The organism is Nonomuraea fuscirosea, assembly GCF_035917475.1.
GTDB lineage: Bacteria > Actinomycetota > Actinomycetes > Streptosporangiales > Streptosporangiaceae > Nonomuraea > Nonomuraea fuscirosea.
Genome location: NZ_CP109074.1, coordinates 265,797 through 282,244, shown reverse-complemented (window position 1 = coordinate 282,244; position 16,448 = coordinate 265,797). Strand labels below are relative to the sequence as shown.

Here is a 16,448-nt window from a genome sequence, read left to right as displayed (position 1 = left end):
TCTCATCAGCGGCCGGAATCGCGCCCCTGGCCGGAGTGTCGCGCTTGTCGGGATCTCACCGCTCGCCGTGCCCGGGGAGGGCGGGGACGGCCGCCGCGACGGTCGTGCCCCGGCCCGGTTCCGACTCGATCTCCAGGGTGCCGCCCACGCCGCGGACGCGCTGGCGCATGCCGTCCAGGCCGAAGCCGTCAGTACGCTCCTGCGGGGCGAAACCGGCTCCGTCGTCGCGGATGTCCAGCAGGACGAGTTCGTCCGTGTACGAGAGGGTCAGCGCCGTCCTGGTGGCTCCGGCGTGCTTCGCCACGTTGGCCAGGGCCTCCTGGGTGACCCGGAAGAGGACCTTCTCCACGTCGGCGGAGAGCGGCACGGGCTGCCCGGTGACCTCGTACCGGAGCTCCACCCCGGCGGTGTCGGCCCACGACCTGGCCAGGTGGCCGATCGCGTCCGGCAGCCTGGCCTCCTCCAGCGGCTCGGGCCGCAGGGCGCTCACGGATCTGCGGGTCTCGGTCAGGCCGCGGCGGGCGAGTTCGGAGGCGCGGTCGAGGTGACGGCCGCGGACGTCGTCCCGGCCGGCGCGGGAGGCCGCGTCGAGCTGGCCGATCAGGGCGACGAGATCCTGGGCCAGCGTGTCGTGGATCTCGCCGGCGACGCGGTGCCGCTCGTCGAGCACGCCGGCCCGCCTGGCCTGGTCGAGCAGCCTGGCGTTGAGGTCGGCGTTCTCGTCCATGGCGGCGCGCAGGCGGGTGACCAGGCGGCGGCGTTTGTCGTGCTCGGCGGAGACGTACCAGCCGGCCAGGACCAGCGGCAGCGCGACGCCGGCGATCACCGCGAGCAGTGTGGCCCGCGCGCCGGGCGCCGACTGGGTGGTGACGTTGACCAGGGCGGTCAGCGTGACGCCCGCCATGATCAGCCGGGCCGGGAGCATGGCGATGGCCAGCGGGTAGCCGATCGAGGCGAAGACGACGAAGGCCGTGCTCCGGAACGACAGGGCGGCGGCGAGCGCGAGCAGCACCAGGTAGTGGCTTATGACGAACGCGCGGCGCCGGTCGCGGCGCGGGTAGAGCCAGGGGACGGCGGCCAGCCAGACGGCGGCGAGCAGGACGAGCACCGGCCAGGGCACCGACTGCCAGGGCGGGAACGGCCACTCCGGCGGCGCGGCGGGGACGCCCAGGAGGGCGGCCGAGGTCGCGGAGATCGCGAGCAGTGCGTAGGCGAGCGCCGGGTAGACCCAGCGTTCGCGCCCGTCGAGCCAGCTCATGGGGTCAAGCCTGGCACGGAGGTCCACCGATCGGTTGATGGCCGCCGTCGGCCGCATGTCCGCCCCGGCGGGCGATGTGCGCCCCCTGCCTCCGGCGCGAGCATCGAGGCATGAACGAACCGACCCGCAGAGCGGCCCTCCGGCTCGCCGCCGCCACCGGCGCCGCCGCCACCGCGTCCGCCACCATGTCCGTCCTGAGCTCGTCCGCCTCCGCCCAGGGAAAGAGCAGAGAAGTGACCACGTACGTCTTCGTGACCGGTTCCAACGGCATGGCCTCGGGCGATGCCGAACTCGTGCTGCGCGGCCACCGCACCGTGGGCGTGAGCCTGCCGGGGCACGGCGCCGAGGAGCAGTTCCACGCCGCCTACCAGGCGCCGCAAGATCTGAAGGCGCTCGCCGCGATCCCCTCCCCCATGGCCGGGGTGACGCTGGACGACTACGTGGAGGCCACCGTGAACGTGGTGCGCCGGGCCGCCCGGTACGGCCCGGTCATCCTGGTGGGCGGCAGCCTGGGCGGCTCGACGATCACGAAGGCGGCCGACGAGGTGCCCGGCCTGATCGACCGGCTGGTCTACGTGGGCGCGTACTGCTGCACGAAGCTGCGGTCGCCGGCCGAGTACCTGGAGACGCCGGAGGGGAGCACGAGCCTCGGCGCGGCCATCCTGCCGGCCGTCGTCGGCGATCCCGCCGTGCTCAAGGCGATCAGGCTCAACTGGCGCACGAACGACGCGAAGTTCCTGGCCGCGGCGAAGGCGGCGTTCATGGCGGAGGGGACCGACGGGGAGTTTCTCGCCATGCTCAACTCGTCGCTGCCGGACGAGAGCCTCCAGGTGTCCAGCGCCGACGCCAGGGGCCGCAAGGACGCCTGGGGACGGGTGCCGCGGGTCTACGTCAGGCAGACGCTGGACCGGGTGATCCCGCCGGCGCTGCAGGACCGCATGATCAGGGAGGCGGACGAGGCGACGCCGGGCAACCGGTTCGAGGTCTTCTCGGTGAAGGGGCCGCACGCGCCGACGCGGAAGTCGTACCGGCGGATCACGGAAATTCTCGCCGGGCTGGCCCGGTAAAACAGAAACGGACATCTCGTTGAGAGATGTCCGTGTAAATGCTGGGGTACCAGGACTCGAACCTAGACTAACTGAACCAGAATCAGTCGTGCTGCCAATTACACCATACCCCACCGCTGCGATCTCCTCGCGGAGCGCGCTTGGCGACGTCCGAAAGAATAGCCCAGCTCTGGGGCTAAGACCAAAACGATTCGCCGACCCGCGCTCCGCCGCTCCCCTCACGTGCCCGGCCGTGCCAAGCTGAAGGGGACAAAACACGCACGTGGAGGAGCCCAAGCGTTGGCTGAGAATCCGTTGTTCGCCCCCAGCGACCTGCCGTACGAGCTGCCGCCCTTCGCCGAGATCCGCGAGGAGCACTACCTGCCGGCCTTCGAGCGCGGCATGGCCGAGCAGCTGGCCGAGGTCGACGCGATCGCGAGCGGCACCGAGCCGCCGACGTTCGCGAACACGATCGCCGCGCTCGAGCGGTCGGGCCGGATCCTCGACCGCACGGCCACGGCCTTCTTCACCGTCTCGGCGTCCAACACGACCGACGGCCTCATGGAGATCGAGAAGCGGGTCTCGCCCCAGCTGACCCGCCACAGCGACGCGATCCGGCTCAACCGGGCCCTGTGGGCCCGGGTCAAGCAGGTCACCACGGAGGACGCCGAGGAGTCCTGGCTGCTGGAGAAGTACCGCGACGACTTCATCAGGGCCGGGGCCGACCTGTCGGAGCCGGAGCAGGACCGGCTGCGCGCGATCAACGAGGAGCTGTCGAAGCTCTCGACGACGTTCGCGCAGAGCCTGCTCAAGGCGTCCACCGAGTCGGCGCTGCGGGTGACGGACCCGAAGGAGCTCGACGGGTTCGACGAGGCCGAGATCGAGGCGCTGCGCCAGGACGACGGCACGTACGTGCTGCCGCTGCTCAACTACACCCTCCAGCCGGGCCTGGCCCGGCTGACCGACCGCGACGTGCGCCGCCGCCTCTACGAGCTGAGCGTCAACCGGGCGCCGGGCAACTTCGAGCTGGCGGTCACGATGGCGACGCTGCGGGCGGAGCGGGCGGCACTGCTCGGCTTCCCCAGCCACGCCGCCTACTCGGTCGCCGACCAGACGGCCAAGACCGTCGAGGCGGTCGAGAACATGCTCGGCCAGCTCGTCGGCCCCGCCGTGCGCAACGCCAAGAAGGAGGCGGAGGCGCTGGCGGAGCAGGCCGGGTTCGCGATCGAGCCGTGGGACTGGTCCTACTACTCCGAGAAGGTGCGCCAGGCCCGCTACGACTTCGACGGCGCGGCGATGCGGCCGTACTTCGAGCTCGACCGCGTCTACCGTGACGGCGTGTTCTTCGCGGCCACGAAGTTGTACGGGATCACCTTCGCCGAGCGGCCCGACCTGGGCGGCTACCACCCCGACGTGAGCGTGTTCGAGGTGGCGGACGAGGACGGGACCCCGCTGGGGCTGTTCGTGCTCGACCCGTACGCCAGGCCGGGCAAGCGCGGCGGCGCGTGGATGAACAACCTGGTCGACCAGTCGATCCTGTTCGGGCAGAAGCCGGTGGTGATCAACAACCTCAACGTGACCAAGCCGGCCTCCGGGCCGACGCTGCTGACGTACGACGAGGTGAACACGGCCTTTCACGAGTTCGGCCACGCGCTGCACGGGCTGTTCTCGAAGGTGCGCTACCCGCGCGTGTCCGGCACCAGCGTGCCGCGCGACTTCGTCGAGTACCCGTCGCAGGTCAACGAGATGTGGGTGACCTGGCCCGAGATCCTGGCCAACTACGCCAAGCACCACGAGACGGGCGAGCCGATGCCGGCCGAGCTGGTGCAGAAGCTGAAGGCGGCCGAGATGTTCAACCAGGGCTTCCAGACCGTCGAATACCTGGCCGCCACGCTGCTCGACTGGGCCTGGCACAAGCTGGCCGCCGGCGAGAACGTGACCGACCCCGAGGCGTTCGAGGCGACCGCCCTGGAGGCGGCCGGGATCGCCTTCCCGCTGGTGCGGCCGCGGTACCGGACCAACTACTTCGCCCACATCTTCACGGGCGGCTACAGCGCCGGCTACTACTCCTACATCTGGAGCGAGGTGCTGGACGCGGAGAGCGTGGAGTGGTTCAAGGAGAACGGCGGGCTCACCCGGGCGAACGGCGACCACTTCCGCCGCGAGCTGCTGTCCAGGGGCGGGAGCATCGACCCGCTGACGGCCTTCCGCAACTTCCGCGGGCGCGAGGCCACGATCCAGCCGCTGCTGGCCCGCCGCGGCCTCACCTGAGCCGCCGCCCGTACGAGCACCCGCATGACCGCCCGTACGGACACCGCTTGACCGCTGACACCCGAGCGGCCCGCCGCGCACGACGCGCGGCGGGCCGCTCGCGTTCCGGCGGTCAGTGGGGCGCGGCGTCCAGTTCTTCGAGGCGTTCACGGAGCCATGCGCGCTCGGCCAGGCTGACGGCGCGGGCGATCTTGAGCATGCCGCGCCGGTACGGGTCCGGCTCGTCCTTCGCCCTGACCGGCCTGCCGCCCTCGTAGAAGAAGCTCGCCGGGGCCTCCAGGAAGGCCAGCCGGCGGCGCAGCACCGCGGCCTGGTCGGCGGGATCGGGCAGCGCCGACAGGAACGTGAGCAGGGCGAAGAACCGGCTCTGGTCGCTGATGTCGAGGTCGGCGGGCTCACGCAGCCGCCGCAGCAACTCCTCGCGCCCGGCCGGCGTGATCGTCAGCACCTGCCTGCGCGCGGCCGCCGCGCCCGCCTCCTCGTGCCGCTCGACCAGCCCCTTGCCCTCCAGCCGGGAGATGGCCGGATAGAGCGCGCCGTCGCTGACCGGGCGCAGGTGGCCGGTCAGCGCCGTGAGCCGCGACTTGAGCTCGTAGCCGTGCATCGGCCGCTCGTGCAGAAACCCCAGGATGGTGAGGCTCAGGTCACCGCCGCTTGCCATGGGGTGCATCGTAACGCTATACCTCTAAACGATATACATCGAAACGAGGTATGTGATGATCCGGCTCGCCCTGCCCATCTATGTGGAGCTGCTCACCGCCGTGGTCGCCGTCGGCCTGATCGACCTGCTCTGGGTGTCCGGGCTGGGCGAGGGGGCCATCGCGGCGGTCACCGTGGGCACCACGGCCGAATACCTGGCCTACGGGCTGTTCCTGGCCGTTCCGACGGGGATCACCGTGCTGGTGGGCCGCCGCGACGGGCGCGCTCCCCTGGGGCCGGTGATCAGGACCGGATGGCTGCTGTGGGCGGTCTGCTCCGTGGCCGTCGCCGTGCCGGGCGTGCTGCTGCGCGAGCCGCTGGCCGCGCTGTTCACCGACGATCCGGCGCTGACGGCGGACTTCTTCCTGATCTCGCTGGGCGGGCTGCCGGTGTACTACGCCCAGACGGTGGTGGACGGCGTGCTCAAGGGCCTGGGCGACACCCGGCGGCCGATGCGGCACGCGATCATCTGCAACGTGCTGGTGGTCGCGCTGGACCCGCTGTTCATCTTCGGGTTCGGCATGGGCGTCCAGGGTGCGGCGCTGGCGACGGTGATCGCGCGGGCCGTCACGCTGGCGATCGCGCTCCTCTATCTGGTACGCCTGCGCGTCCCCGCCGGGCACGGCCTGACGACCGGCGAGGTGCTCCGCACCGGGTTCCCCATGTCCGGAGATTTCCTGGCCCGTGCGGTCGTGGGCATGGCGCTGGTGGAGATCGTGGCCGGGTTCGGCACGTCGGAGGTGGCCGGTTACGGCATCGGGCAGAAGATCATGCTGGCCGGCGTCATGGTCTTCTACGCGTTGCGGCAGGCGGCGATGATCCGTACGGCGCGGTCGGAGGCCGTCAGGTCACCGCTCCTGCTCGGCCTCGGGTCGGGCGCGGCGGTCGCGCTCGTGCTGAACCTGCTGGCCGCGCCGGTCGCCGGGATGTTCACCGGCGATCCGGCCGCGGCCGTCTCGTTCCTGCGCTGGATGACGCTCTACCTGGTGCCCTTCGGCGGGCTGATCGCCGTGGGCGGGGTGCTGCAGGCGAGCGGCAGGGGCGGCCGTCTGCTCGCCGCCACGCTGGCGGGCTTCGCGGTGCAGCTGCCGCTCGCGTACGCGCTGAGCTCGTGGCTCGGCGTCACCGGCGTGTGGCTGTCGATGGCCGCCGGGGCGTCGATCAGCCTCGCAGCCGCGCCAGCGCGGCGCGCAGGCGCTCCCGCGCCCGCTCACGACCGAGCACCTCGATCGACTCGAACAGCGGCAGACCCACCGTCCGGCCGGTGACGGCCACCCGCACCGGGGCCTGGGCCTTGCCCAGCTTGAGCCCGTGGGCCGCGCCGACCTGCTCCAGCGCCTCCTTGAGCGACTCGGCGTCCCAGCTCACGCCCTCCAGGCGCTCCAGGTAGCCGGTGAGGATCTCCTCGGGGGAGTTCTTCATCGCCTTGTCCCAGGACGCCTGGTCGAAGACGGGCTCGTCGAGGAACAGGAAGTCGACGTTCTGCCGGATCTCCGACAGCACGGCGATGCGGGTCTGGGCCAGCGCCGCGACCTTGCTGAACAGCTCGCGGTCCCACGCTTCGCCGAGGTAGGGGGCGCAGCGCTCCTCGAACGTCTCCAGCGGCAGCGCCCTGATGTATTCGCCGTTGAACGCGCGCAGCTTCTTCTCGTCGAAGAAGGCGTTGGAGGCGTTGACCTCCTCCAGCCGGAACAGCGGCACCATCTCCGACCACGGCATGATCTCGCGGTCCTCGCCGGGCCCCCAGCCGAGCAGCATGAGGTAGTTGACCATGGCCTCGGGCAGGTAACCCTCGGCGCGGTAGTCCTCAAGCGCCACCTTGTCGCGGCGCTTGGACAGCTTCTTGCGCTGCTCGTTGACGATCACCGGCAGGTGGGCCCAGACCGGCGGGGTCGCGCCCAGCGCCGGCCAGAGCAGCTCCTGGCGGACCGCGTTGGGCAGGTGCTCCTCGCCCCTGGCCACGTGGGTGATGCCCTGGGTGATGTCGTCGACGGCGTTGGCCAGCACGTAGAGGGGCGAGCCGTCGGAACGCGCGATGACGAAGTCCTCCTGCGCGTTGTTGGGGAACTCCACCCGGCCGCGCACCAGGTCGTCGACCACGGTGACGCCCTCGTCGGGGGTGCGGAAGCGCACCGCGCCCTCGCTCAGCCCGCGCTCGCGGCAGAAGCCGTCGTAACCCTTGTCCTTCGAGCCGGTGCGCTCCTGGACCTGCTCGCGGGTGCAGTCGCAGTAGTAGGCCTTGCCGTCGGCCAGCAGCTTGGCCACGGCCTCGCGGTGCTGCGGCTCGTAGGCCGACTGGAAGTAGGGGCCCTCGAAGACCGGATTGCCGCCGTTGATGCCGATCCAGTCGAGCGCCGAGATGATGCCCTCGGTCCACTCGGGCCGGTTGCGGGTGGCATCGGTGTCCTCGATGCGCAGGATGAACCGCCCCTTGGACTGCTCGGCCACGGCCCAGTTGAACAGCGCGGCGCGGGCGCTGCCCACGTGGAACATGCCGGTTGGTGACGGGGCGAACCGCACCCGTACGTCAGTCACGGGAGACCACCTTGTTCGTGAGTGTGCCGATGCCTTCGATGCCGACGCTGACCTCGTCGCCGATCTGCAGAGGACCGACGCCCGCGGGGGTGCCGGTCAGGATGATGTCGCCGGGGATCAGCGTCATGACGGCGCTGACGTAGGCCACCAGCGCCGGAATGTCGTGGATGAGCTGGTTGGTACGGCCGCTCTGCCGGATCTCGCCGTTGACCGTGGTCGTCAGCGCCAGGTCGCTCGCGTCGAGATCGGTCTGGATCCACGGCCCGAGCGGGCAGAACGTGTCGAACCCCTTGGCCCGGGTGAACTGCACGTCCTTCTTCTGCAGGTCGCGCGCGGTGACGTCGTTGGCGCAGGTGTAGCCGAAGATGACGTCCTTGACCCGCTCGACCGGCACCTCGCGGCAGAGCCGGCCGATCACCACGGCCAGCTCGCCCTCGAAGTCGACGCGGTCGGACAGCGTCGTGGGGTAGGCGATGTTCTCGCCGTGGCCGATCACCGTGGTGGACGGCTTCATGAAGATGAGCGGCTCGTCGGGCACCTCGTTGCCCAGCTCGGCCGCGTGCTCGGCGTAGTTTCTGCCGATGGCGACCACCTTGCTCGGCAGCATCGGGGCCAGCAGCTTCACCTGGGACAGCGGGAATCGCTCGCCCGTGAACTGCACCTGGCTGAACGGGTGGCCGGAGATCGCGGAGACGAACTCCTCGCCCGGACCGCCCTCGACCACGCCGAACGAGACGCCTTCGCCTGTGGAGAACCTCGCTATACGCACCCGACAAGGCTATCGCCGACGCCAGAGGGGTCCGCCCACCTTTTACCCGCCCCGCCTGCGGGCGAGTCAGGGCCTGCCCATTATTCGACCTTAAGTCCGTTTTAATGGGCTTCGGTCGTGTAGCAGGGGTTATGTGGACTTGTAAGGAGATATCTAGGGGGTGACCGATCGTGTCGGACACGATGTCGAACCGGCCCGGCGGAACCGGTGCGACCGGAACCGTGCCACGGGCCAGGACACAGGAGAGCTCCGGCTCGCCACGCTCGCTCGTCACGGACAAGGGCACGACCACCATCGAGGACGGCGTCGTCGCCAAGATCTCCGGCCTGGCCGCCCGGGAGGTGTCCGGTGTCTACGCCATGGGCGGAGGCGCCGCGCGGGCCCTCGGCAGCATGCGCAACATCGTCGGCGGCGACCCCAGCGTGGCCCAGGGCGTGTCGGTCGAGGTGGGCGAACGGCAGGCGGCCGTGGACCTGGACCTGGTTGCCGAGTACGGGACCGCGATCCCGGAACTGGCGGCGGCCGTACGCAGGAACGTCATCGGGGCGGTCGAGCGCATGTGCGGGCTGGAGGTGACCGAGGTCAACATCCGGGTGGACGACGTCCACCTGCCCGACCAGGACCGTGACCGTGATCGGGACCGCGATCAGGAGCGTGATGGCAAGCGGGCCCGGGGGCAGGACGGGCACAGGGGGGACGCGGAGCAGGAGTCCCGCGTCCGATGACCGGCACCCCGACCGGCCCCGGCACCCCACCCACCCCGGCTGCCCCGCTCGTCCAAGGCGGCCCGGTCGCACAAGACGGCCCAGCCTCGCATGGTGACCCGGTCGCGCAAGGCGGCCCGGTCGGGCCGGGTGGGGCGCCTGCCGGACCGGCCCGTGGGCCCGTCGCGGATGATCCGGGCGGAGCCGGCGGGGCGGGTGACGGCGGAGGGGCGTCGTCCGAGGTTCGGATGATCGCGGGGCGGGTGCGGAAATGCGCCGGGGTGGCGGGGCTGTCCGGGGGGCCGTTCGGGACGGTGGCCACGTACCTGCCGAACGAGCGGTTCGTCGGCGTGTCGGTGGACGGGCGGGCGGTGGAGATCGCCATCGTCGCCACGCTGGCCAGGCCGCTGCCCGAGACCGCCGACGAGGTCCGGCGGGCCGTGGCCGACCTGGCCGGGGACCGTCCGGTGAACGTTCGCGTCGACGACATCATCGTGGAGGGACCATGAACAACATCCAGTGGATGCCGGTGATCGGCATGGCCGTGGGCATCGTGCTCGGGCTGACCGGAGCGTTCGGGGGGCTGGGCGCGTTCCTGCTCGTCCTCGTGCTCGGCGCGGTCGGCTTCGTGATCGGCCGAATCGCCGAAACCGGCGAGGTGAACCTTTCCGGCCTGTCCTTGAGACGGAAATGACCGACATAGTCCCCGGCCCTGGCCCGGACACGACACCAAGCACCGGTCCGAACACGGCCTCAGGCGTCGCTCCCGATGTGAGGGCGGGCCGTGTGGTGGTGCCGTCGCAGCGGCCTGCTCCGCTGCCGTCGCCGGAGCGGCGCGGGCGTACGGAGATCTCGGACCGGGTGATCACCAAGATCGCGTGCTCTGCCGCCATGGAGGTGCCCGAGGTGCGCGACGTGCGGCCGCGCGGGCTCCCGTGGACGCGTGCGTCGAGCGGTGCGGTGCACGGGGACCAGGTCACGCTGCGGCTGAACGTGAGCGTCGGCTATCCGTCACCGCTGCGAGCGGTGGCGACGCGGCTCAGGGAGCACGTGACCCGGCGCGTCGCCGCCCAGACCGGGCTGGACGTCACCCGCCTGGACATCACGATGACCGACCTGGGCGGCGACCTGCCATGACCTCACGCATCCCAGACCCCGACCCACGCCGCGACCCACCCACCCAGCCGTACCCGGAGCAGCACCGCAACTCGCCCACCGAGCCTTACCCCGAGCAGCACCCCGATCCGCCCACCGAGCGGTATCCCGAGCAGCACCGCGACCCGCGCGCGGCCGAGCACGACCTGTGGACGGACGGGCAGGGCGCCGGGGCGAACGAGCAGAGTGACGGCGGCCCGCCCGAGATGTGCCTCATCCCGGACTCGGCCGGCGGCGAACCTTCGGGGGCGTATCGGGCGCCGTTCGACGTGCCGCGGTCGAAGGCCGCTGATCGTGCGGCGGTGCGGGCGTTTCGGCCGCAGCGCCGGGTTCCCGCCGTCGTGGTCGCCCTCCTGCTCACCCTGCTCGGCCTGCTCGTCGCCGTCGAGACGCTGTCGGGGCTGTTCGGGCGGCCGCTGCGGTGGATCCCGTACGAGGGCTTGCTGAACTGGGCGGCCTCGACCCTCTGGTCGGACCCGCTGATGCTGCTCGCCTCAGCCGTGGTGACGCTGCTCGGGCTGGCGTTGCTGATCACGGCGCTGGTGCCGGGGCGGCCGAGCATGGTGCCCGTACGCAGCGGCGACCCTGACGTGATCATCGGCCTGCGCCCCAAGAGCGTCACCCGGGCCCTGGCGCACGCGGCCGAGCAGGTGCCCGGCGTGCACTCGGCGCGGGCCGTCCGGCACGGGCACACCTTCGAGGTGCGGCCGACCACGTACGGGCGGGACACCGGCGAGTTCGGCCAGGAGGTGCGCGGCGCGGTGCTGACCAGGCTGGCCGCGCTGGACCTGGTGGAGCCGTACCGGGTGACGGTGCACGTGAAGGAGCGCCGGCGCGGATGATCAGACGACGACAGGGGGCGCGGTGAACAGGAAGACAGGGCGGGGGAACCGGCTGGGGCTGGCGCTGGTGGGGCTGGTGCTGGCCGTTCTGGGCGGTTCGGCGCTGGCCAGGGGGCTGGGCGCGTTCCCGCGGGACTGGGCGGCGGCCGACACGCCGGTCGTGGACGGCAACGTGGTCGGCTTCTTCGCCCGCAACAGCCCGTGGATCTGGTGGCTGGTGGCCCTGGCGGGGCTCGTCGTGGCGGTGCTCGGGCTGCGCTGGCTGGTCGTGCAGGGACGCAGGGAGGCGCGCGGGAGGCTGCGCGTCGAGGGCGGCCCGTCCGGGGTCACCGAGGTGTCGCCGGGCGGGATGGAGCGGGCGGTGGCGGCCGACGTGGCGACGAGCCCCGCCGTCCTCAGCGCCGACGCGAACGTACGGTGCCCGCGCGGCCATCCCGAGGTACGCCTGCGCCTGGTGGCCGACGAGTCGGCGCCCATGGGCGAGCTGGCCGAACATCTGACCATGGTGGCGCTGCCGCACATGCGGGACGCGCTGGACCGGGATCAGGTGCCGGCGCTGGCCCGCGTTAGCCTGGAGCCCTCACCTTCGCCGCACCGGATCGTGCGCTGACGAGAGGGGTCCTCTGTTGTCCGTAGTGAAGATCAACGTGCTGACCGTGCCCGCCGAGATGCGCGCGGAGCTGGAGAAGCGTTTCTCCAATCGCGCGGGGATGGTGGAGTCGGCGGACGGGTTCGAGTGGTTCGAGCTGCTGCGGCCGGTCGAGGGCACCGAGCAGTACCTCGTCTACACGCGCTGGCGCAGCGAGGAGGACTTCCAGAAGTGGCAGCAGGGCGAGGCGTTCCGGCGCGGTCACGCGCAGGCGGCGGCCCAGGCCGGCGAGAACCAGGGCCAGGAGCCGGGTCAGGGCCACGGGCACGGGCATGGTCACGGCCAGGGGCCGGCGGCGTCGGGCTCGGAGGTGTGGACCTTCGAGGTCGCCGAGAGCACCGGCCCCAAGGCGTAGTCCTTCAAGGCTTCGAGCGGGTCGCGCGGGACCCGCTCAGCAGGTGAGCGCGGGACCCGTTCAGGCGTCGAGCGGGTTGCGCAGGATGCGGTCCACGATGCCGTCGCGGACGAACCCGGCCGCGAAGCTGGCCGGCTTGCGCGCGCCCTGATCGGCCACGCACACGCTGAACTCCTTGGCGATCTCCAGCCTCGGATGGCGTTCGAGCACCTCCCGCCGCACCTCGGCCGGGATCTCGTCGGTACGGCGGCCCGAGATGTCCATGCCGGTGGACAGTTCGAGCAGGTGCCCCTCCGGGTCCTCGGCCACCGGCACCTCGGCCCACATGTGCTTGACGATCACCTCGTACGCGCGTGACCTGCGCTCGGGCGACCAGCCGGCCCCGGCGCAGAAGGCCCAGGCCACGTGCCCGCCGGCCTCCTCGTACGGCACGACGTTGCTGTCGAACTCCGGCACCAGCCCGATGTCGTGCAGCATGGACGAGACGTAGAGCAGCTCGGCGTCGAAGGCGATGCCGTTGCCCTGCGCGTACGCCGCCGCCCACAGATAGGCGCGGATCGAGTGGTTGAGCAGCGATGGCGTGTGGTAGCCGGTGGCCACTTCGAGCGCGCCACGGCAGGCGGGCGTGTCGGGGATCACCAGGTCGTCGAATCTCACAGGTACCAGCATGCATCGGGCGGCTAACGAATCGGGCACTCGGCTTGACCTCTTGATCGAATTTCCGAAAGCATGTCCCGCCCTCATCGTTTTGTCCGGAAGGAACTGGCGTGCGCCGGCTCGCGATCCCTCTCGCCCTCATGCTCTCGGTCGGAGCTCTGGGTAGCCCGGCTCAGGCCACCGACAAGGTGACCCGCACCGCCGAGTGCCAGGGCGACTGGTTGCCCGGCACGCCGACGGCGAACGACGTCATGAAGGGCGAGATCTCGCTGGTGGGGCTGCCCGCGTACAAGCTGGGCAAGGACATCAAGTGGGCCGCGAGCCCGTTCAAGAACCGGTCGTGGGAGTTCGTGTTCCAGTCGCTGCGCTGGATGGGCACGCTCGTCGTCGAGTACGAGAACACCGGCGAGCGCCAGTACCTCGACCGCGCCACCGACATCGCCAAGGACTGGGTGGCGAGCAACAGGTACGGGGCCAAGGGCACCCCGTCGTACGTCTGGAAGGACCACCCGGTCTCCCTGCGCACCCAGCCGCTGCTCTGCCTGAGCAGGCACGTGAACGCGGGCTGGCTGAAGGAGAGCCTGGCCGCGCACGCGAAGCTCCTGTCGAACCCGAGGCTCTACAAGAAGGGCCACAACCACGGCATCGACCAGGACATCGCGCTCATGGGCATCGGCTGCAGGTACGCCAGGAAGGACTGGGCGAACCTGGCCTCGCGCCGCCTCACCGGCACGGTCAAGCTGGACGTGGACGCGCAGGGCGCGCTGATGGAGCAGGCCCCGCGCTACGCCGTCTACGTCTACGGCCGGCTCCAGGTGGCCATGACGAACATGAAGGCGTGCGGCCGCAAGGTACCCGGTGAGATCTCCAGGCGGGCGGAGGCGCTGAAGGACTTCATCGCCCACTCGACCCTGCCGAACGGCTTCATGGTGCCCATCGGCGACGGCAGCGCCGAGACCGAGCCGAAGATGGAGACGGGCACGCCGAAGCAGAAGGTGAAGACCTACCGGGCCGGATACGTGTTCGGCCGCACCAAGTGGGGCGAGCCGGACTCGGCGTACTACTCGATCAGGTACGGCCCCGGCATGAAGTTCCACGGCCACGAGGACCACCTGGGCGTGACCTACTACGCGCAGGGGCGCGACATCCTGATGGACGGCGGGTTCCACTCCTACGAGAAGAGCTCCTACCGCTACTGGACGCTCTCCCCCGAGGCGCACAACGTGCCGACCGTCGTGGGGGCCAGGTTCCGGCCGCGCACGGCCAGCAAACTGATCAAGTCGTCGTACGGGGACGACCGGCAGGCGTTCAAGCTCACCGACAAGGCGTACGGGGTGAGCCGCACCCGTTCGGTGCTGGTCAACCACGGCGAGGACCTGATGGCGGTGCTGGACACCGCCTCCGGCGGCAAGAAGGTCAGCAGCATCTGGCGCTTCGCCCCGTCGTTCAAGGTCGTCTCGAACGGCGGCGGCAAGGTCGTCCTGGCCGACGGCAAGTTCAAGGTGACGCTGCTGCAGTACTCGGCGTCGTGCGGCCGGACCGGCGGGCAGAAGGTGGAACGCGGCGGCAAGCTGGGCTGGGTGTCGCCGACGTACCTGGCCAAGCAGCCGGCCAGCGTGGTGAAGTCCCCGGCGGCGAAGTCGCTGCTGACGATCATCGTGCCGGGGACGGACTCGCCCAAGGTGTCCTGCTCGGGCGGCAAGGTCAAGGTGGACGGCCTGTCGTTCTCCACCAAGCTGCTCTGACGAGCGGCAACCGCGGCGCCTACGTGAGGTCGCGGCCGGCCCGCAGCAGGCCGTAGGTGACGGCCTGCTCCAGGGCCTGCCAGGACGCGTCGATGATGTTCTCGGCGACCCCGACCGTGGCCCACTCGCTCTTGTCGTCGCTGGAGGTGATGAGCACCCGGGTGACGGCGTCCGTGCCGTGGGTGCCCTCCAGGATGCGCACCTTGTAGTCGATCAGCTCCAGCTTGGCCAGCTCGGGGTAGAGCTGCTCCAGCGCCTGGCGGACGGCCTTGTCGAGGGCGTTGACGGGGCCGTTGCCCTCGCCGGTGGCGACGATGCGCTCGCCCTTGGCGTACAGCTTGACCGTGGCCTCGCTGACCAGCTCGCCGCCCTTGGTGCGCTCGACGATGACCCGCCAGGACTCGACGTCGAAGTGACGCTTGCGCTCGCCCTGCACGGTGTCGCGCAGCAGCAGCTCGAACGAGGCGTCGGCGGCCTCGAACGTGAAGCCCTCGGCCTCCAGCTCCTTGACCCGCTCGACCAGTGACTTGGTGTGCTCGGGGGTCAGCTCGTAGCCGAGCTCGCGGCCCTTGAGCTCGACCGAGGCCCGCCCGGCCATGTCGGAGACGAGCATGCGCATGTCGTTGCCGACCTGCGCCGGATCGATGTGCTGGTAGAGGTTGGGGTCGACCTTGATGGCGCTGGCGTGCAGCCCGGCCTTGTGGGCGAAGGCGGAGGTGCCGACGTAGGGGGCGTGCGAGTTGGGGGTGACGTTGGTGAGCTCGGTGATCGCGTGGGCGATGCGGGTCATGTCGGCCAGCGACTCTTCCGGTACGAGGTCGTACCCGCGCTTGAGCTGCAGGTTGGCCACGACCGTGAAGAGGTTGGCGTTGCCTGAGCGCTCGCCGTAGCCGTTGGCGCACCCCTGCACGTGGGTGGCGCCGGCCCGGACGGCGGCCAGGGTGTTGGCCACGGCGCAGCCGGTGTCGTCGTGGCAGTGGATGCCGACGCGGGCGCCGGCGCGGGCGGCGTCCTGGACGATCTCGGCCAGCTCGTCGGGGAGCATGCCGCCGTTGGTGTCGCACAGGGCGATGACGTCGGCCCCGGCTTCGGCGGCGGTGCGCAGGACCTCCAGCGCGTAGGCTGGATTGGACTTGTAGCCGTCGAAGAAGTGCTCGGCGTCGAGGAAGACTCGCTGTCCCTCCGCACGAAGGTGAGAGACCGTGTCGCGGATCATCGCGAGGTTCTCCTGGAGAGTCGTGCGGAGGGCCAGCTCCACGTGCCGGTCGTGACTCTTGGCGACAAGGGTCACGACCGGCGCGCCGGATTCGCGCAACGCGGCAACCAGAGGGTCGTCGGCTGCCTTCATACCTGCCCGGCGGGTCGCGCCGAACGCGGCGAGTTGCGCGTGCTTCAGGTCGAGCTCTGTTTGAGCGCGCCTGAAGAACTCTGTGTCCTTGGGGTTGGCGCCCGGCCAGCCCCCTTCGATGAAACCGACGCCCAGGCCGTCCAGGTGCCGCGCCACGGCGAGCTTGTCGGCGACGGTGAGGGTGAGCCCCTCCTGCTGCGCGCCGTCCCGCAGTGTCGTGTCGTATACGTGGAAGCGGTCGTCGGCCATGAGTGGTCTCTTCTCTGCGGAAGGTTCGGTGTCTTCGGGAAAACAAAAAGACCCCTCACGGACGTGAGAGGTCTGCGCGCCGGCGGTGTCCTTCGTCAGCCGGCGCGCCTGCCGATAATGAGCAGACTGTAGAACATGGTGCCGCCCAGTCTGCCACATGGATTCA

General features: G+C 70.7%; 17 protein-coding genes and 1 tRNA gene. 11 read left to right on the top strand and 7 right to left on the bottom strand.

From position 1 onward, the window contains the following. Nucleotides 1–55: 55 nt before the first annotated feature. Nucleotides 56–1,258, bottom strand: a complete 1,203-nt coding sequence (locus OIE67_RS01260) for a sensor histidine kinase (RefSeq protein ID WP_326635826.1) — start codon at nt 1,256–1,258, stop codon at nt 56–58. Between the two features lie 110 nt (nt 1,259–1,368). Between OIE67_RS01260 and OIE67_RS01255 the strand changes: the two genes are divergently transcribed. Then, nucleotides 1,369–2,325: an alpha/beta fold hydrolase gene (locus OIE67_RS01255; protein WP_326635824.1), complete on the top strand. Its 957-nt coding sequence runs from the start codon at nt 1,369–1,371 to the stop codon at nt 2,323–2,325. Between the two features lie 41 nt (nt 2,326–2,366). Here OIE67_RS01255 and OIE67_RS01250 read toward each other — a convergent pair. Beyond that, a tRNA-Gln gene (locus OIE67_RS01250) sits at nt 2,367–2,438 on the bottom strand. A gap of 166 nt (nt 2,439–2,604) precedes the next feature. Between OIE67_RS01250 and OIE67_RS01245 the strand changes: the two genes are divergently transcribed. Further along, nucleotides 2,605–4,575 (top strand): M3 family metallopeptidase, encoded by a 1,971-nt coding sequence (locus OIE67_RS01245; protein ID WP_326635822.1) that lies wholly within the window; start codon nt 2,605–2,607, stop codon nt 4,573–4,575. A gap of 112 nt (nt 4,576–4,687) precedes the next feature. Here the strand turns inward: OIE67_RS01245 and OIE67_RS01240 are convergent, their stop codons facing one another. After that, entirely contained in the window at nt 4,688–5,236 is a 549-nt protein-coding gene (locus OIE67_RS01240; RefSeq protein ID WP_106249287.1) for a PadR family transcriptional regulator, read from the bottom strand. Nucleotides 5,237–5,291: 55 nt separating this feature from the next. On the opposite strand from OIE67_RS01240, the gene OIE67_RS01235 reads away from it, so the two are divergent. After that, nucleotides 5,292–6,542, top strand: a complete 1,251-nt coding sequence (locus tag OIE67_RS01235) for an MATE family efflux transporter (protein WP_326635819.1) — start codon at nt 5,292–5,294, stop codon at nt 6,540–6,542. On the opposite strand, the gene gltX is transcribed toward OIE67_RS01235, so the two are convergent. Beyond that, nucleotides 6,436–7,809, bottom strand: a complete 1,374-nt coding sequence (gltX, locus tag OIE67_RS01230) for a glutamate--tRNA ligase (RefSeq protein WP_326635817.1) — start codon at nt 7,807–7,809, stop codon at nt 6,436–6,438. The two genes, OIE67_RS01235 and gltX, sit on opposite strands and share 107 nt — an antisense overlap. Next, nucleotides 7,802–8,578, bottom strand: coding sequence for a fumarylacetoacetate hydrolase family protein (locus tag OIE67_RS01225; RefSeq protein WP_106249291.1), 777 nt, complete (start codon nt 8,576–8,578; stop codon nt 7,802–7,804). Before OIE67_RS01225 ends, gltX begins: the two co-directional genes overlap by 8 nt. A gap of 182 nt (nt 8,579–8,760) precedes the next feature. Here OIE67_RS01225 and OIE67_RS01220 point away from each other — a divergent pair, with 182 nt between their 5' ends. The 7 genes from OIE67_RS01220 (at nt 8,761) to OIE67_RS01190 (ending at nt 12,283) form a co-directional block, all read left to right on the top strand. Beyond that, nucleotides 8,761–9,303 (top strand): Asp23/Gls24 family envelope stress response protein, encoded by a 543-nt coding sequence (locus tag OIE67_RS01220; protein ID WP_407674883.1) that lies wholly within the window; start codon nt 8,761–8,763, stop codon nt 9,301–9,303. Between the two features lie 227 nt (nt 9,304–9,530). Beyond that, the gene (locus OIE67_RS01215; RefSeq protein ID WP_326635812.1) at nt 9,531–9,791 is read left to right on the top strand and encodes an Asp23/Gls24 family envelope stress response protein; all 261 of its coding nucleotides are present in this window, start codon (nt 9,531–9,533) and stop codon (nt 9,789–9,791) included. Then, complete coding sequence (locus OIE67_RS01210) at nt 9,788–9,976, top strand: hypothetical protein (RefSeq protein WP_326635810.1); 189 nt, start codon at nt 9,788–9,790, stop codon at nt 9,974–9,976. The genes OIE67_RS01215 and OIE67_RS01210 overlap by 4 nt, the downstream gene beginning before the upstream one ends. Nucleotides 9,977–10,068: 92 nt before the next feature. Further along, nucleotides 10,069–10,419: an Asp23/Gls24 family envelope stress response protein gene (locus OIE67_RS01205; RefSeq protein WP_326635808.1), complete on the top strand. Its 351-nt coding sequence runs from the start codon at nt 10,069–10,071 to the stop codon at nt 10,417–10,419. After that, on the top strand, nt 10,416–11,279 hold the full coding sequence (locus OIE67_RS01200; RefSeq protein ID WP_326635806.1) for a DUF6286 domain-containing protein: 864 nt from the start codon (nt 10,416–10,418) through the stop codon (nt 11,277–11,279). Before OIE67_RS01205 ends, OIE67_RS01200 begins: the two co-directional genes overlap by 4 nt. Nucleotides 11,280–11,301: 22 nt before the next feature. Continuing rightward, complete coding sequence (locus OIE67_RS01195) at nt 11,302–11,889, top strand: hypothetical protein (RefSeq protein WP_326635804.1); 588 nt, start codon at nt 11,302–11,304, stop codon at nt 11,887–11,889. Between the two features lie 16 nt (nt 11,890–11,905). After that, a complete protein-coding gene (locus OIE67_RS01190) occupies nt 11,906–12,283 on the top strand; it encodes an antibiotic biosynthesis monooxygenase family protein (RefSeq protein WP_326635802.1) in 378 nt (125 codons plus the stop codon). 60 nt (nt 12,284–12,343) lie between these two features. Here the strand turns inward: OIE67_RS01190 and OIE67_RS01185 are convergent, their stop codons facing one another. Further along, complete coding sequence (locus OIE67_RS01185) at nt 12,344–12,940, bottom strand: HD domain-containing protein (protein WP_326635800.1); 597 nt, start codon at nt 12,938–12,940, stop codon at nt 12,344–12,346. A 110-nt stretch (nt 12,941–13,050) separates the two neighbouring features. Here OIE67_RS01185 and OIE67_RS01180 point away from each other — a divergent pair, with 110 nt between their 5' ends. Then, nucleotides 13,051–14,685 carry a heparinase II/III domain-containing protein gene (locus OIE67_RS01180; RefSeq protein ID WP_326635798.1) on the top strand — a complete coding sequence of 545 codons (1,635 nt, stop codon included), beginning with the start codon at nt 13,051–13,053 and terminating at the stop codon, nt 14,683–14,685. 19 nt (nt 14,686–14,704) lie between these two features. Here OIE67_RS01180 and cimA read toward each other — a convergent pair whose 3' ends face one another. Then, on the bottom strand, nt 14,705–16,282 hold the full coding sequence (gene cimA / locus OIE67_RS01175) for a citramalate synthase (protein WP_326635796.1): 1,578 nt from the start codon (nt 16,280–16,282) through the stop codon (nt 14,705–14,707). Between the last annotated feature and the right edge of the window lie 166 nt (nt 16,283–16,448).

Bases quoted from the DNA above. Each gene is read 5' to 3' on its own strand.
- OIE67_RS01260 (WP_326635826.1), bottom strand. From the start codon at position 1,258: ATGAGCTGGCTCGACGGGCGCGAACGCTGGGTCTACCCGGCGCTCGCC.
- OIE67_RS01255 (WP_326635824.1), top strand. From the start codon at position 1,369: ATGAACGAACCGACCCGCAGAGCGGCCCTCCGGCTCGCCGCCGCCACC.
- OIE67_RS01240 (WP_106249287.1), bottom strand. From the start codon at position 5,236: ATGGCAAGCGGCGGTGACCTGAGCCTCACCATCCTGGGGTTTCTGCAC.
- OIE67_RS01235 (WP_326635819.1), top strand. From the start codon at position 5,292: ATGATCCGGCTCGCCCTGCCCATCTATGTGGAGCTGCTCACCGCCGTG.
- OIE67_RS01220 (WP_407674883.1), top strand. From the start codon at position 8,761: ATGTCGAACCGGCCCGGCGGAACCGGTGCGACCGGAACCGTGCCACGG.
- OIE67_RS01215 (WP_326635812.1), top strand. From the start codon at position 9,531: ATGATCGCGGGGCGGGTGCGGAAATGCGCCGGGGTGGCGGGGCTGTCC.
- OIE67_RS01210 (WP_326635810.1), top strand. From the start codon at position 9,788: ATGAACAACATCCAGTGGATGCCGGTGATCGGCATGGCCGTGGGCATC.
- OIE67_RS01200 (WP_326635806.1), top strand. From the start codon at position 10,416: ATGACCTCACGCATCCCAGACCCCGACCCACGCCGCGACCCACCCACC.
- cimA (WP_326635796.1), bottom strand. From the start codon at position 16,282: ATGGCCGACGACCGCTTCCACGTATACGACACGACACTGCGGGACGGC.